The 14420-nt window shown below is 66.2% G+C and carries 15 protein-coding genes; 1 reads left to right on the forward strand and 14 read right to left on the reverse strand.

The genetic code is table 11. From position 1 onward, the window contains the following. Positions 1-57 precede the first annotated feature (57 nt). Positions 58-1344 carry an MFS transporter gene (locus tag WG922_RS17970; protein WP_340284191.1) on the forward strand — a complete coding sequence of 429 codons (1287 nt, stop codon included), beginning with the start codon at positions 58-60 and terminating at the stop codon, positions 1342-1344. A gap of 114 nt (positions 1345-1458) precedes the next feature. Here WG922_RS17970 and nagZ read toward each other — a convergent pair whose 3' ends face one another. The 14 genes from nagZ to WG922_RS18040 form a co-directional block, all read right to left on the reverse strand. Beyond that, positions 1459-2541, reverse strand: coding sequence for a beta-N-acetylhexosaminidase (gene nagZ / locus WG922_RS17975; RefSeq protein WP_340284192.1), 1083 nt, complete (start codon positions 2539-2541; stop codon positions 1459-1461). 5 nt (positions 2542-2546) lie between these two features. Beyond that, positions 2547-2957 (reverse strand): holo-ACP synthase, encoded by a 411-nt coding sequence (acpS, locus tag WG922_RS17980; protein ID WP_340284193.1) that lies wholly within the window; start codon positions 2955-2957, stop codon positions 2547-2549. 55 nt (positions 2958-3012) lie between these two features. Beyond that, a complete protein-coding gene (locus WG922_RS17985; protein ID WP_340284195.1) occupies positions 3013-3771 on the reverse strand; it encodes a pyridoxine 5'-phosphate synthase in 759 nt (252 codons plus the stop codon). Further along, entirely contained in the window at positions 3768-4520 is a 753-nt protein-coding gene (gene recO, locus WG922_RS17990) for a DNA repair protein RecO (RefSeq protein ID WP_340284196.1), read from the reverse strand. The genes WG922_RS17985 and recO overlap by 4 nt, the downstream gene beginning before the upstream one ends. A gap of 14 nt (positions 4521-4534) precedes the next feature. Continuing rightward, positions 4535-5638 (reverse strand): GTPase Era, encoded by a 1104-nt coding sequence (gene era / locus WG922_RS17995; protein ID WP_340284198.1) that lies wholly within the window; start codon positions 5636-5638, stop codon positions 4535-4537. Further along, a complete protein-coding gene (rnc, locus tag WG922_RS18000) occupies positions 5638-6351 on the reverse strand; it encodes a ribonuclease III (protein WP_340284200.1) in 714 nt (237 codons plus the stop codon). Before rnc ends, era begins: the two co-directional genes overlap by 1 nt. 13 nt (positions 6352-6364) lie before the next feature. Beyond that, a complete protein-coding gene (locus tag WG922_RS18005; protein ID WP_340284201.1) occupies positions 6365-6721 on the reverse strand; it encodes a DUF4845 domain-containing protein in 357 nt (118 codons plus the stop codon). Positions 6722-6755: 34 nt separating this feature from the next. Then, positions 6756-7724 carry a signal peptidase I gene (gene lepB, locus WG922_RS18010; RefSeq protein ID WP_340284202.1) on the reverse strand — a complete coding sequence of 323 codons (969 nt, stop codon included), beginning with the start codon at positions 7722-7724 and terminating at the stop codon, positions 6756-6758. Continuing rightward, on the reverse strand, positions 7724-9535 hold the full coding sequence (gene lepA / locus WG922_RS18015) for a translation elongation factor 4 (RefSeq protein WP_340284203.1): 1812 nt from the start codon (positions 9533-9535) through the stop codon (positions 7724-7726). The genes lepB and lepA overlap by 1 nt, the downstream gene beginning before the upstream one ends. Positions 9536-10035: 500 nt before the next feature. Next, complete coding sequence (locus WG922_RS18020; protein ID WP_445322854.1) at positions 10036-11535, reverse strand: DegQ family serine endoprotease; 1500 nt, start codon at positions 11533-11535, stop codon at positions 10036-10038. Between the two features lie 102 nt (positions 11536-11637). Further along, the gene (locus tag WG922_RS18025) at positions 11638-12606 is read right to left on the reverse strand and encodes a MucB/RseB C-terminal domain-containing protein (protein ID WP_340284206.1); all 969 of its coding nucleotides are present in this window, start codon (positions 12604-12606) and stop codon (positions 11638-11640) included. Positions 12607-12689: 83 nt separating this feature from the next. Next, positions 12690-13286, reverse strand: coding sequence for a sigma-E factor negative regulatory protein (locus WG922_RS18030; protein WP_340284207.1), 597 nt, complete (start codon positions 13284-13286; stop codon positions 12690-12692). 26 nt (positions 13287-13312) lie between these two features. Continuing rightward, a complete protein-coding gene (gene rpoE / locus WG922_RS18035; RefSeq protein WP_340284208.1) occupies positions 13313-13948 on the reverse strand; it encodes an RNA polymerase sigma factor RpoE in 636 nt (211 codons plus the stop codon). Continuing rightward, positions 13945-14415: a hypothetical protein gene (locus tag WG922_RS18040; protein WP_340284210.1), complete on the reverse strand. Its 471-nt coding sequence runs from the start codon at positions 14413-14415 to the stop codon at positions 13945-13947. Before WG922_RS18040 ends, rpoE begins: the two co-directional genes overlap by 4 nt. Positions 14416-14420: the final 5 nt, after the last annotated feature.

A 14420-nucleotide genomic window follows, 5' to 3' on the forward strand; every position in this document is an offset into this window, starting at 1 on the left:
CTTGCAGGATTTCAACCGAAACCCGCCACCTTGCTTCTTCACTTTAAGGACATCGTCATGAATCCGGACGCATCGATAGTGAGGGCGATTGCCAACGACGGCGGCATGGACCGCCCCGGTGATCCACGGTCTGGCGAATCGACAGCGAGATCCCGAGACCGCACCGCATCATTCCTGGTCTCGTGCCTGCTCTCTGCCACCGCCGCTCACTTCATCAATTTCTCGGTCATCTTGTACGCCCAGGAGGTTTTCGGATCGAACCTGCTTGCCGGTGTCGGGTTCGCGTTGTGTTTCGGGACTCCGGTTGTCTTTGGATGGTATGCAGGTGTGATCTGCGATCGCCGTTCACCCATCAAGATCGTGCATGCGGCACATCTGGCCTTCATTGCAGCGGTGACCGGACTCGGCATGGCGGACCGATGGATTCACGATCTTGACTGGCGCACGTCGATGATGATGGCTTGTGCTTTTCTCGTGGGCATCGGGTGGTCATTCGTGGCCCCGGGGCGAATGACCGCGCTCGCATCGGTGACGACGCCGGACAAACTCCAGAAGGTCTCGATGGTGTACAACCTGATGCCGATCATCGGTTTCGGGCTGGCGCCAGCCCTCCTTGCAGCGGTTCAAAGTGCATTTGGCTGGCAGGGCACGTTGGTCCTCCCTTTCGTGCTTTTCGTCGCGAGCTCTGCTCTTCTCTACGGCATATATACGCCGTCCAACCATGAGCAAGCCAAGCCACTTCTCGAAGATATCCTGGCGGGGATCCATACTGTCACGCGGTCGCCGCTTCTGCGGCAGACGATGATGGGCGCCATCATTATTCTGATGGTTGTGGGGCCGCTTCAGGTGCTGGTGTTGAAGATGGCCCGAACCCAATTCGGCTTCAGCGAAATGGGTAGCGGTAGTTTCATGATGATTCTGGCTCCGTCCATCGTAGTAGGCGGGGTTCTCTGCATGATCGTCGCAAAACACTGGTCGCACGGGAAAGTTCTTACCTTCGCCATCATCATTGTCGGCATGCTGCTTGCGGCAATGTCGGGCGCGCACGATCGGAGTTCGGCCATCGGCCTGCTTTTCATGATTGGCGTCGCCAGCGGCTTTGGAAGCAGCATTGTGAGTTCCACGATACAAACCCAGGCACCGACGGCTTTTCGGGGCCGCGTGATGAGCATTTACGGAATCACCACGCAGGTCATGCCTGCGCTCTCCGGGCTTGTCGCGGGGATCCTGAGCCATTCCCTGGGTGAACCAGCGGCCATGATGATCTGCGGAATTGCAATCGCTGCGTTCGGCCTGCTGAACGTGCCGTGGACGCGGGAACTGCGCGCTTTCCGCGGAAGCTAGCGCTACGTCCGTTTGGCGCTCGACGAGGTGCTGGAGCCTGTGGTGCTCACGGTGCGGATCGAGGAACTCATCGAACCTCGGCCGGGCGCTCCGACAGACTCATGAGGTTGTGCGTCAAATCAGCAGGTCGATGGAACGCAGGTAGGCAGGGTGTGCCATGAGCCAGTCCCAGGTGGGTGACGGCGTTGCCGGCAGCAGTGCCCGTCGTCGGTCATCACTGCGGGCGTTTGCCACCCATTTGGCCTGCTTCGCAGCGGCCTCCAAGCCCTCCAGCAATTCATCCACGGCCACCCCACCTTCGCTCTCCACCGACTGGTTGCAAAGCAGGACCATGTCGCAGCCCGCATCGAGCGCCACGATGGCTGCCTCGGTGTAGCTCACCTCGCGCCCATCGATGATCCGCGCGCCGGCCATGCTCAGGTCGTCACTGAAGATCGCGCCCTGAAAGCCCAGCTGCCGTCGCAGGATGTCCTCCAGCCAGCGGCGCGAGAAGCCCGCAGGGCGCGAATCGACCTGCGGGTAGATGACGTGCGCCGGCATGACGCTGGTGAGCGTGGCACTGAGCCAGCCGTAGGGCGCGGCGTCGTCGGCCAGGATGGCGTGGAGGGCGCGCTCGTCGATCGGGATGTCGGTGTGCGAGTCGGCCTTGACGAAGCCATGCCCCGGGAAATGTTTTCCGCAGTTGGCCATGCCCGCTTGCAGCAGGCCGTGCATGAGGCACTTGGCAAGCAAGGTGGCAACGCGGGCATCGCGGTGGAAGGCCCGGTCGCCGATGACTCCGCTCTCGCCCCAATCCAGGTCCAGCACGGGCGTGAAGCTGAAGTCCACACCGCACGCGCGCAGCTCGCTGCCCAGCACGTAGCCGCAGGCGGTGGCGACGTCGGTGGCATGCATGGCGCTGCCACCCTGGCCGCCGTCCTGCATCCACAGCTCGCCCAAGCTGCGCATGGGCGGCAGGTGCGTGAAACCGTCGGTGCGAAATCGCTGCACGCGACCACCTTCGTGATCGACGCAGATCAGGAGGTCTTCGCGGATCGATTTGATGTCGGCGCAAAGCTGCGTGAGTTGCTCGCGGTTTTTCCAGTTGCGGGCGAAGAGGATGAGTCCACCACACAGTGGATGCGCGAGCCGTGCGCGGTCGATGTCGGTCAGGGTGAGGCCGGCGATGTCGAGGATGACGGGGGCGTGATCGCTCATTCGGTTCAGGTTGTCTGGTGGATGGGTTGGCGTTCGACGACGACGAAGCTCGCGGCATAGTCGGTTTCGTCGGTGACAGTGACGTGCGCCGAAAGGCCGCGCGCTTCGAACCAGGTCTTGAGCTCGCCGTGCAGCACGATCACGGGCTGGCCGCTTCGCAGGTTGGCGATCTCGCAGGCGCGCCAGGTCATGGGCATGCGCATGCCCAAGCCGATGGCCTTGCTGAAGGCCTCTTTGGCGGAGAAGCGGGTGGCCAGGTAACGCAACCCGCGTTCAGGCCAGCGCGCAGCGCGCGATCGGTACACGGCAAGCTCGGCATCGCACAGCACCTTGCGGGCGAAGCGCTCGCCATGCCGATGCAGCGATTCGCGAATGCGCCGCACGTCGCAGATGTCCGTGCCGATGCCGTAGATCATGCGCTGGCTACAGCCGGAGTCGCGCGCCAGTCCGGCAGGGCCACGAGCATCACCATCACGCGATCTCGGTGGCGCTGGCGATGCTGGCGAGGTAGCGCCGGACGGTGCGCGCGTAACCTTCTTCGAGGGCATCGGCGATCAGCGCATGGCCGATGGAGACCTCCATCACCCCCGGCACGCCGCGCAGGAAGTCGGCGAGGTTGTGGGCATTGAGATCGTGGCCGGCGTTGACGGCGAGACCGGCGGCCGCGGCCGCGCGGGCAGCATCGGCGAACTGGCGCAGGACCTCGGCCTGCCGCGGAGTGCCCCATGCGCTCGCATACGTCTCGGTGTAGAGCTCGACGCGATCGGCACCGGCGGCGCGCACGGCCGCCATTGCATCGGGTCGCGGATCCATGAAGAGGCTCACGCGCACGCCGAGCGAGCGGCATTCGGCGATGAGCGGTGCCAAGCGATCGGCATCGGCCGGAAATTCCCAGCCATGGTCGCTCGTGAATTGCGATTCGCTGTCGGGCACGAAGGTGGCCTGGTGCGGGCGCAGGTCGCGCACGAAGTCCATCAGGTTGTGGAAGGGATTGCCCTCGATGTTGAACTCGACGCCGGGCCGGGCGGCCACCAGCCGGTGCAGCGCGGGCACGTCGTCTGCGCGGATGTGCCGGGCATCGGGGCGGGGGTGCACGGTGATTCCGCGCGCACCGGCGTCCAGGCACAGCGTGGCGGCGCGCTCGAGGCTGGGGATGCCGAGATGGCGCGTGTTGCGCACAAGCGCCACCTTGTTCAGGTTCACCGACAGCACGGTGCGATCGGGGCTCATAGCGACTGAAGATCCTTCATCAACTGGCGCGTGCGCAGGGTGGAAACCCCGCAATGGTAGTGGAGCAGCACGCGCAGCTGCGGCTTGAGCCCGGCCATCGCACCGGCCGTCTGGCGCAGCACGGCGTGGAAGGGAGCCGGCTGTCCGAGCGCCACCTCCAGGGCCCGCCATGCAGCCGCTGGCAGGCTGGCGCGGCCGTCGTGGGGACCGGCCTGCACCAGGCCGCCTTCGGGTACCAGGCTGTAGAGGCCGTCCTCGGCCAAGGGCGCCATCGCCAGCGTCTGCATGTCCAGCGCGGGCAGCAGGCCGATGTCGCGCAGCAGCAGCAGCTCGAAGGCGCGCAGCGCCGGCTCAAGCGCCTCGCCGTGCTCCGAGGCGAGCACCTGCACGGCGCTGGCGTAGGCGTCGAAAAGGGTGGGATGCGCGTCGTCGCGCGCCAGCAGGCGCAGCAGCAGCTCGTTGAGGTAATAGCCGGACAGCAGCGCGTCGCCCGTCGGCATGACCTGCCCCCCCACCCACTCGGCGTCCTTGAGCGTGCGGATCTCTCCGTCGGCACTGAACGCCAGGCGCAGCGGCTGCAGCGGCAACAGCACCGGCCGGAAATTGGAACTGGGCTTCTTGGCACCGCGCGCGACCAGGGCGACACGGCCGTGCCGCCGGGTGAACACCTCCAGGATCAAGCTGGATTCGCTCCAGTCGTAGCGGTGGAGCACGAAGCCCGGCTCGTCGGAAATGCGGCGACCGGCCATTCAGGCGCGCAGCGTCATTCGTAGCCGAAGCTGCGCACCCGCGCCTCGTCGTCGGCCCAGCCGGAACGCACTTTCACCCATAGCTCGAGGAACACCTTCGCGGCCATGAGCTTCTCCATCTCCTGGCGGGCTTCGGTGCCGATGCGTTTGAGGCGTTCGCCCTTCTCGCCGATCACCATGGCCTTGTGGCTGTCGCGCTCGACCACGATGGTCGCGGCAATGCGCAGCATGCGCCCGTGCCGGGGGCTCGGCTCCTCGTCGAACTTGTCCACCACGACAGTGGAGGTGTAGGGCAACTCCTCGCCGGTGAGGCGAAACAGCTTCTCGCGCACGATCTCGCTGGCCAGGAATTTCTCGCTGCGGTCGGTGAGCTCGTCGGCGTCGTACCACCACGGCTGATTCGGCAGGTAGCGCTCGACAATGCCGAGCAGCCGTTCGATGTCCTTGGCGTTCTTGGCGGACATGGGCACGAACTCGGTGAACGGATGGCGCTGCTGCATGTCGCGCAGCCAGGGCGCCAGCTCGGAGCGTCGGTGCACCTGATCGAGCTTGTTGGCCACCAGCAGCACCGGAACGCCGGGCTTGAGCAGGGACAGCACCTTGGCGTCGCCCAGCGTGAAGTTGCCGGCCTCCACGAGAAACAGCACCAGATCGACGTCGCCGATGGTGCCCATCACGGTCTTGTTCAGCGACCGGTTCAGCGCGGTGGAATGGCGCGTCTGGAAACCCGGCGTGTCCACGAAGACGAACTGCGCCTGCTCGCGCGTGCGAATGCCGGTGATGCGGTGGCGCGTGGTCTGGGCCTTGCGCGAGGTGATGCTGATCTTCTGGCCGACCAGCGCGTTCAGCAGCGTGGACTTGCCGACGTTGGGCCGCCCGACGATGGCAACGAGGCCGCAGCGTTGCGCCGCATCGTCGGGCGAGCCGCCGGACGGCTGCGCCTCGCCCTGCGGCGCGCTCTCTTCGCAGGCCGGCCCGGCGGACGCGGCCTCCTGCCCAGGCGCGGCTGGCGCGGCCTCGGCAAGCTGCGCTGGCGGCAGCGACGCGTCGCTCGCGGCTGACGCGGGTGGCAGGGGGGGCGGCTCGGCGCCGGGCGGCAAAGGGTCGGTGGGGTTCATCAGAGTTGTCGGTTCCTGAGCGTCAGGAGCATGGCCGCGGCGGCCGCCTGCTCGGCGGCGCGACGCGAGCCACCGATGCCGCGCTCGACCAGGCCCCATTCCGGCACCTCGCACTCGACATCGAAAGTCTGTTTGTGGGCCGCGCCCAAAGTTCCGGCGACCCGATAGACGGGCAGCTTCATGCGCCGCCCCTGCAGCCATTCCTGCAGTTCGGTCTTCGGGTCCTTGGAGGCGGCCTGCATCTCGGGACGTATCTCGACATCCTGAAACAGCCGCAGCACCAGCGCTTCGGCCGCGTCGAAGCCGGCGTCGAGATAGACCGCGCCGATCACGGCCTCCAGCACGTCAGCCAGGATGGAGGGCCGTTTGTTGCCGCCGGAGCGCGCCTCGCCCTCGCCGAGGCGCACGACCTCGGACAGGCCCAGGGCCAGCGCCAGCTGGTGCAGAGTCTCCTGTCGCACCAGGTTGGCGCGCACGCGCGAGAGGTCCCCCTCGGGCAGGTGCTCCAGGCGCACATACAGCAGCTTCGATACCGCAAGGCCGAGCACCGAGTCGCCCAGGAATTCGAGGCGCTCGTTGTGCTCTGCCGAAAAACTGCGGTGGGTGACGGCGCGCGCCAGGAGGCGAGGATCGGCGAATCGGTACCCGAGCCGCTGCTGCAGCCCCGTCAGGGAGGCGCCGGCCGGAGCCTGCGCCGTCTTGGCGACCGTCACGGGGCGAGGGGCGTCAGAGCGAGCGCCCGGAATACTTGATGACCAGGAACGCCGGGCCGCCGAGCTTGAATTGGCGGTCGTAGGCGTAGCCGATGACGACCTTGCCCGAGTCGTCCTTGGTGATCTCGAGGTCCTTGCTGCCGATGGAGCGAATGCCCTCGACTTCGGCCGCACGATCGAACAGCCGGCGGACCTCCTCGGGACTGCTGCCCTGGGTCGCCTTGTCCACGGCCGTCTGGATGGCGCGGTATTCCAGCACCGTCGGAACGACCTGGGCCGCCAGCACACCACCCATGATCAGGACCAGGGCCACGACCAGAAGGCCTCCGAAGGAGACGCCACGTTGCCGCCGTGCAAACCGATACTTCATTGCCCACCACCTCTTTGTGCGAAGAAAACCATCCTCAGTCGAATCCGCCGATGCGCCCCAGGTCGCCGAAATTCATCCAGATGAAGAATGCCCGGCCGACGATGTTGCGATCGGGGACGAACCCCCAATAGCGCGAGTCGAGTGAATTATCACGGTTGTCGCCCATGACGAAATAGTGCCCCGGCGGCACTTTGCAGGCGATTCCTTCGACGCTGTAGCGGCATTGGTCACGGAATGGGAAATCCTCCGCAGCCGGGATCATGGCCGGACGCTGGGGATCGATCAGGATGCGGAAATCCCTGCCCCCGAGCCGCTCCTCGAACTGCTTGGCATAGCGCATGGATTCGCGGTCGAAGAACTCGGCCACCGGCTGGCGCTCGACCGGTTGCCCGTTCACCGTGAGCCGCTTGTTCAGGTAGGCCACCTCGTCGCCCGGCACGGCGACCACGCGCTTGATGTAGTCCAGGCTGGGCTTGGGTGGGTAGCGAAAGACAACCACCTCGCCTCGCTGTGGCTGGCGGCCCTCGGTGAGCTTGGTGTGCAGGACCGGCAGGCGCAGCCCGTAGGTGAACTTGTTCACCAGGATCAGGTCGCCCACCAGCAGCGTGGGAATCATCGAACCCGAGGGAATCTTGAACGGCTCGAAGAGGAAGGAGCGGAGCACGAACACGGCCAGGATTACCGGGAACAGGCCCGCAGTCCAGTCGAGCCACCAGGGCTGCATGAGCAGCCGCTCGCGGGCCACGGCCAGTTCGGCGCCGTCGTTGTGGCCGATGCCCTGGGACGCGAGGCTTGCGCGCCGCTCGGCGGCCTGGGCGTCCAGCCGGGCGGCTGCACGGCGGCGGCGAGGCATGAACCACAACCGCTCTGCAATCCAGTAGATGCCGGTGACCAGGGTCGCGAGGAACAGCAGCAGGGCGAAGTTTCCCTCGACGTATCCGAGGTACCACGCGCCGGCATACCCGGCAAAGGCCGCGAGGATCGCGGCCGTAAGCACCTGCATCATTCCTCCACCTGCAGGATGGCGAGGAATGCTTCCTGAGGGACTTCCACCGAGCCGATCTGCTTCATTCGCTTCTTGCCTGCCTTTTGTTTTTCGAGGAGCTTGCGCTTGCGGGAGATGTCACCGCCGTAGCATTTTGCCAGCACGTTCTTGCGCAGCGCCTTGATGGTCTCCCGCGCGATCACGTTGGCGCCGATGGCGGCCTGGATCGCCACGTCGAACATCTGGCGGCTGATGATCTCGCGCATCTTGGCGACCACGGCGCGACCGCGGTAGGCCGCCTGGGTGCGGTGCACGATGATGGACAAGGCGTCCACCCGCTCTCCGTTGAGGAGGATGTCGACCTTCACCACGTCCGAAGGGCGGTACTCCTTGAACTCGTAGTCCATGGAGGCGTAGCCGCGGCTGACCGACTTCAGCTTGTCGAAGAAATCGAGCACGATCTCGCCGAGCGGCAGCTCGTAGGTGAGCATGACCTGCCTGCCGTGGTAGGCCATGTTGATCTGCACCCCGCGCTTCTGGTTGGCCAGCGTCATGACCGGCCCAACGTACTCCTGCGGCATGTACAGGTGCACCGTCACGATGGGTTCGCGGATCTCCTCCAGCCGACCCTGGTCGGGCATCTTGGACGGGTTCTCCACCATGATCACCTCGCCATCGCCCTTGACCACCTGGTAGACGACGCTGGGCGCGGTGGTGATCAGGTCCTGGTCGAACTCGCGCTCGAGGCGCTCCTGCACGATCTCCATGTGCAGCAAGCCGAGGAAGCCGCAGCGGAAACCGAACCCCAGCGCCTGGCTGACCTCCGGCTCGTAGTGCAGCGAGGCGTCGTTCAGCTTGAGCTTCTCCAGGCTGTCGCGCAGCGCGTCGTACTGGTTCGCCTCGGTCGGGTACAGGCCCGCGAAGACCTGCGGCTGGATCTCCTTGAACCCCGGCAACGCTTCGGTGGCGGTGAACGCCGCTCCGCCGCTGCCCTGCTTGATCAAGGTGACGGTGTCGCCCACCTTCGCGGCCTGCAACTCCTTGATGCCGGCAATGATGTAGCCCACCTCGCCCGCCTCCAGCGAATCGCGCGACTCGTTCGCCGGAGTGAACACCCCCAGGTTGTCGGCGTTGTAGCTCGCGCCGGTCGCCATCAGCTTGATGCGCTCGCCCTTGGCAAGGCGGCCATCCACCACGCGCACCAGCATCACCACGCCGACATAGCTGTCGAACCAGCTGTCGATGATCATGGCCCGCAATGGCCCTGCAGGATTGCCGCGCGGCGGAGGCACCTTGGCCACGATCGCCTCGAGGATCTCGTCGATGCCCATCCCCGTCTTCGCGGAGCAGGGAATCGCTTCCGACGCATCGATGCCGATGACGTCCTCCACCTCGGACTTCGCGTTCTCGGGATCGGCCTGGGGCAGGTCCATCTTGTTCAGGACCGGCAACACCTCCACACCGAGATCGAGCGCGGTGTAGCAGTTGGCGACCGTCTGCGCTTCGACGCCCTGGCTGGCATCGACCACGAGCAGCGCACCCTCGCACGCGGAGAGCGAGCGCGACACCTCGTACGAGAAATCGACGTGTCCCGGTGTGTCGATCAGATTGAGGTTGTAGACCTGTCCGTCGCGGGCCTTGTAGCGCAGTGCAGCGGTCTGCGCCTTGATGGTTATCCCACGCTCTTTCTCGAGGTCCATCGAGTCGAGGACCTGCTCTTGCATCTCTCGATCCGACAAGCCGCCGCAACGCTGGATCAGGCGGTCCGCAAGGGTGGACTTGCCGTGATCGATGTGCGCGATGATCGAGAAGTTTCTGATGTGGTTCATCAACGGAAGCACTTAAGTTGTTGAATTCAAAGGAGCGCGCACAAGAAAAAAGGGCGCGTCGAGTGGCGACGCGCCCTGAACCAACAATCTATGGCAACTGCGATAGTTGGAGCTTCATTGTAGGCAAAAACCCCCCGCCGTACACCCGCAGGCCTACCGGCGAGTGCCAGTTGCAGGGCAGCAACAAGGAAATTATTCACAGGTTTTCAACACAGGGGCGGAGCGAACAGGAGGACAACATGTGGGTGATCTGTGGACGGCAGGTCCAGCACCCCATGGCATCCCGCATCGTGGTCAGGAGGCCGCTCCATATACGCCCCGGTACCATTCAGGAGGCGCGATTCTATCCAGAAGGCGTGAAGGGCCAGGTTTGTGAGTGCACGCAAACCTGGCCCCAACCTGCTCAGCAGCTGCAAAAATAAGTGCCGCTACGTCAACACATGGCGACGGAATACCCCAGAAACCCGAGGCAGTCCGAGGGGCTTTCGCCGCTCCGCAGCTTACTTTTGGGGGCGGATGAGCAGGTAGGTCGCGAGTTCTCCGCGACGCAGCAGCACCGGGATGGGCTTGGTCTTGTCGACCTTGCCGACGGCTGCTTCGAACTCCTTCACATTGCTCACCTCGACGTTGCCGATCGCAACGATCACGTCGCCCTCCCGGATTCCGGCGCGGGCGGCGGCGTCTGCAACGGCTTCGACCCGCACGCCCCCCTTGAGCTTGAGCTCCTTCTTCTGGGCTTCGGTGAGTTCGGCCACGGCAAGCCCCACCGACTGCGCCATGGCCGACGCACCCGGCTTGTTGGGCCGCTGCTCGGAGCCGGAGGCGCGACGCTGTGGCTGTTCGGGCTCGAGTTCGGCCACTTGCACCTGCAGGTCGCGCGTGCTGCCGCGCCGGAACACCGTCATGCTGCTGCGGGTTCCCGGCTTGGTATTGCCCACCAGCCGCGGCAGGTCGGTCGGCCGCTCGATGGTCTTGCCGTCGAAGCGAACGATGATGTCGCCGGCCTCCACGCCGGCCTGGTCGGCCGGCGAGCCACTCTCGACGCTGCGCACCAGCGCGCCCTGCGCACGCCCCAGGCCGAGCGACTCGGCCACTTCCTTGCTGACCTGGTCGATCTGCACGCCGATGCGGCCGCGCGTCACCCGCCCATTGGTGCGCAGCTGCTCGGCGACGCGGATCGCCTCGTCGATCGGAATCGCGAACGAGATCCCCATGAAGCCGCCAGAGCGCGAGTAGATCTGGCTGTTGATGCCGATCACCTCGCCGCGCATGTTGATCAGTGGCCCGCCCGAGTTGCCGGGATTGATGGCGACGTCGGTCTGGATGAAGGGAAGATAGTCGCCCGTGTCGCGCTGCTTGGCACTGACGATCCCCGCCGTGACGGTGTTGTCCAGTCCGAAGGGCGAGCCGATCGCCATGACCCATTCGCCGACCTTGAGGCGGTTGGCGTCGCCGATGCGCACCGTAGGCAGTCCCGTGGCTTCGATCTTCAGGACCGCCACGTCGGTGCGCTTGTCGGGTGCTCCGATGACCTTGGCCTTGAACTCACGCTTGTCCGGCAGGGTGACCAGCACCTCCTCGGCGCCTTCGACCACATGCGCGTTGGTGAGCACGAAACCATCGTTCGTGAGGATGAACCCCGAGCCCACGCCCCGGCGCTGCGGCTCGTCGCCCTGCGGACCGCCGGGGGGGCCGCCCGGGGACGGCGCCTGCCGCGGCGTGCCGGGCAGCGGCTGGCCGAAGAAGCGCCGGAAGAACTCCTGCATTTCCTCGTCCATGCCGGGCGGCAGCTGGGCGCTTCGGTTGCGCTCGAGGGTGCGTATATTGACCACGGCCGGGCCGACCTGCTCGACGAGCTGGGTCAGGTCGGGAAGACCGTTGCCCTGGGGTGCGGACTGAGCCCAGGCCGACGAAGCGGGCGCCAAGGTTGCGGCCATTGACAGCGCGAGCGCGCCGGCAAGGCCACGAAGACGCAGTGATTGGAAGTTGTCGCGAAGCATGCTCACCTCTGAATTAAAGCCCTGACTCCCCTGCTGAGAATGCAGCCGGGCACATTGGTCCACACGCCGGCGCCGTGGCCGGGCACACCGCCAGTTGGGGCCTCATGGCAGCCGCTCAAGCCCCTGCACGAACCCGCGCAGCACCTGCGGCGGAACCTCGCCGACAGCTGTGATCCGCCAGTCCTGCAGGCGGCGGCTGACCGTATGGGTCGCACCGGCGGAGAGCGTGCCCTCCTGCACGGGAGACTGGGCAGCGCCCGGTTCCACGAACAGCGACACGGCTGCGATCCCGTCCGAGAACACGCACTGCAGCGCGCCAGCGGCGCCCCCGTTGCGGCGGTAGCAGTCCATGGGCTTGAAACCCGGCGCCACGTTGCGCACCTGCCAGCCGGCCGCCGCCGCCGTGGTCTTGGTGGCATCGTGGCGCTCGATCCGCCATCCGGGCGGAGGCGTCATCAGCTTCAGCAAGCGATCGACGCGAATCGGAACATCGAGCTGGAGCTCGGAAAAAGCCGTCTGCTCGAGTACGGCGCCCTCGGCGCTGAGGGTCTGCAGCTTGACGACGAGTCCGCTTTTGCGTTCGGTCCAGACGCGGTAGCCGAAGCGCAGCGCATCGCGCGGCGCGAGGTGCACGACCTCGGCGTCGAAGCCGGCGATGCGGTCCGTGCCGACCTGGCGCGCGGTGTAGTTGTCGGTGATGGCTGCCGCACCGGAAGCGAGCAGGTCGGGGAAGCGCCGCAGCGACTCGTGCTGCTCGATGCGCGCGAGCTTCTGCTCGGGCAGCAGCGTCACCACCCGGTCCTCATGCCGCACGCTCGAGCGCGGTGGACCGCTCAGCGAGTCCACACGTTCGACCTGCTGATCGGCCGTACAGGCGTGCCAGATGCGCGCGCTGGCCATGGCGCCCGCCTGGGATGACACGACGATGGTGCCCACATAGTTGTGCTTGCGCGGAGCGGCGTGCACGCGCTGCAACCATTGCGCGATGCTCTGCTCGCTCAGCCCCGGCTCACCAGCATTCGCAGCGGGCGCCGCGCCGCTTGCCTGAACCTGGCCGTGCGCCAGTTGCACGCAGGCAAGCAGCCCCAAAAAAGCCAAGCGCCGCCCGACGCTTGCGAGGCCTCTGCTGACAGTCCGGTGCATCAAGCCGCGCCCTAGCGCAAGGGCGTGTTGTCGAACGTTGCCTGGCGCACGAAGGACGCCGGCATCTGGAGCGCGGCAGTGCCACCGAGCTGCTGGTGCGCCGCAAGGAGCTCATCGAGCTGCGGGTCGCGGATCATCGTCATGCCTGCAGGCGGCGGCGCTGTCGCCAGCTGCGGTCCGGGAGGCGCCAGCTCGGGCGCGGCGCCGAGCAAGGCCCAGCCGACCGAGAAGGCGGCGGCCAGCGAGGCGAAGCCGGCGACCAGCTTCCAACGAAAGACAGGGTCGTTCGAGGCAGCGTCGCGGGTGCGGCCGATGTCTTCACGCGATGAGGGAGCGAGCATCGGCGGCGGCATGGAATGCACGGGCGCAGGCGTGGCAACCGGCGCGAACCGCTCCGCCGCCAGCCGCTCGGACACGCGATCGACAAAGCCGATGCCTGCCGCGCGCCCGGCCAGATCCGGCGAGCGCAAGAGGTCGCCGATGAGGTGGCATTCGTGCCAGGCCTGCAGCGCCTGTGGATCGTGCGCGAGGGCCCCCAGGGCACGTTCGAGCTCATCGCCCTCGAGTTGGCCATCAGCAAAGGCCGAGATCAGTTCCTGCGTGTTCATCGTGTTCATTGCATCACCTCGTACCCTTACCAACGTTTGCCGGTCTGCTGTGCCAGCATGGGTCTTACCTTGGCCGAGATCGCCTCGCGCGCGCGGAAGATCCGCGAGCGGACGGTGCCGATCGGGCAGCTCATCACCTCGGCGATCTCTTCATAGCTCAAGCCTTCGATCTCTCGCAAGGTGACCGCCTGGCGTAGCTCCTCCGGAAGCGCTTCCATCGCCTGGTTCACAGCGGCGGCGATTTCCTTGGCGGCCAGCACCGTCTCGGGCGTCTCGGGGCTGGTTAGTTCGTTCTCCACAGCGGAAGTTTCATCCTCGTCCTCGCCCGATCGCAGCGCGCTCTCCGTCACCAGGGGATCGCGCCGCAGATCCACCAGCGCCTTCTTGGCCGTATTGACCGCGATGCGGTAGAGCCAGGTGTAGAACTGTGCCTCGCCGCGAAACTGACCCAGCGCGCGGTAGGCCCGGATGAAGGTCTCCTGTGCGATGTCCTGGACGAGGTCTGTATCGCGCACCATCCGTCCGATCAGGCGCTCGATGCGGCGCTGGTACTTGATGACCAGCAATTCGTAGGCGCGCTGGTCACCGGCCACCGTGCGCGCCACCAGCAGCTGGTCGGTGTCCTGCGGGCTGGGGGGAGCGGGTGGCGGGGGATTGTTCATGAGGCGGATGCGCCTTCAGGCTGCGCCTGCGGGTCGGCCGGGGAATATACAGCGCGCCGCAGGGCTTGCCATGCCTCTGTATCGGACTGCCGATCCAGCCAGAGCCAGGAATGCGCCGCGCGGCCACCACGGAAGGTATGCAGGTGCACCAGCATGGCCTGTTGCAGGTCCCACACCACCTCGACCGCGACACGCGAGCCCCCGCCGGGTGTGGCGCCGCTCCAGGCCCAGCTCGCACCATCCCAGGACAGGACTGCGCTCGCAGCGCCGCGGCGATGGTCCAGGAATGCGGCGCCTGCGCAGACCAGCAGCGTGCCACCCGCAAGCGCCTGGCGCCAGCCGGGTTCCGGTCCCAGCAACAGCCACAGCGCCAGCGCTGCGAGCCCGAGCAGGCACACCAGCACGATGACCGCCGCGCCAAAACGGGAGCGCCCCACCGGGAAGCTCACCGATGGGGCGCTACGCATGGGCT

Origin of the sequence: Ramlibacter sp. AN1015, assembly GCF_037726105.1 — a bacterium.
GTDB lineage: Bacteria > Pseudomonadota > Gammaproteobacteria > Burkholderiales > Burkholderiaceae_C > Ramlibacter.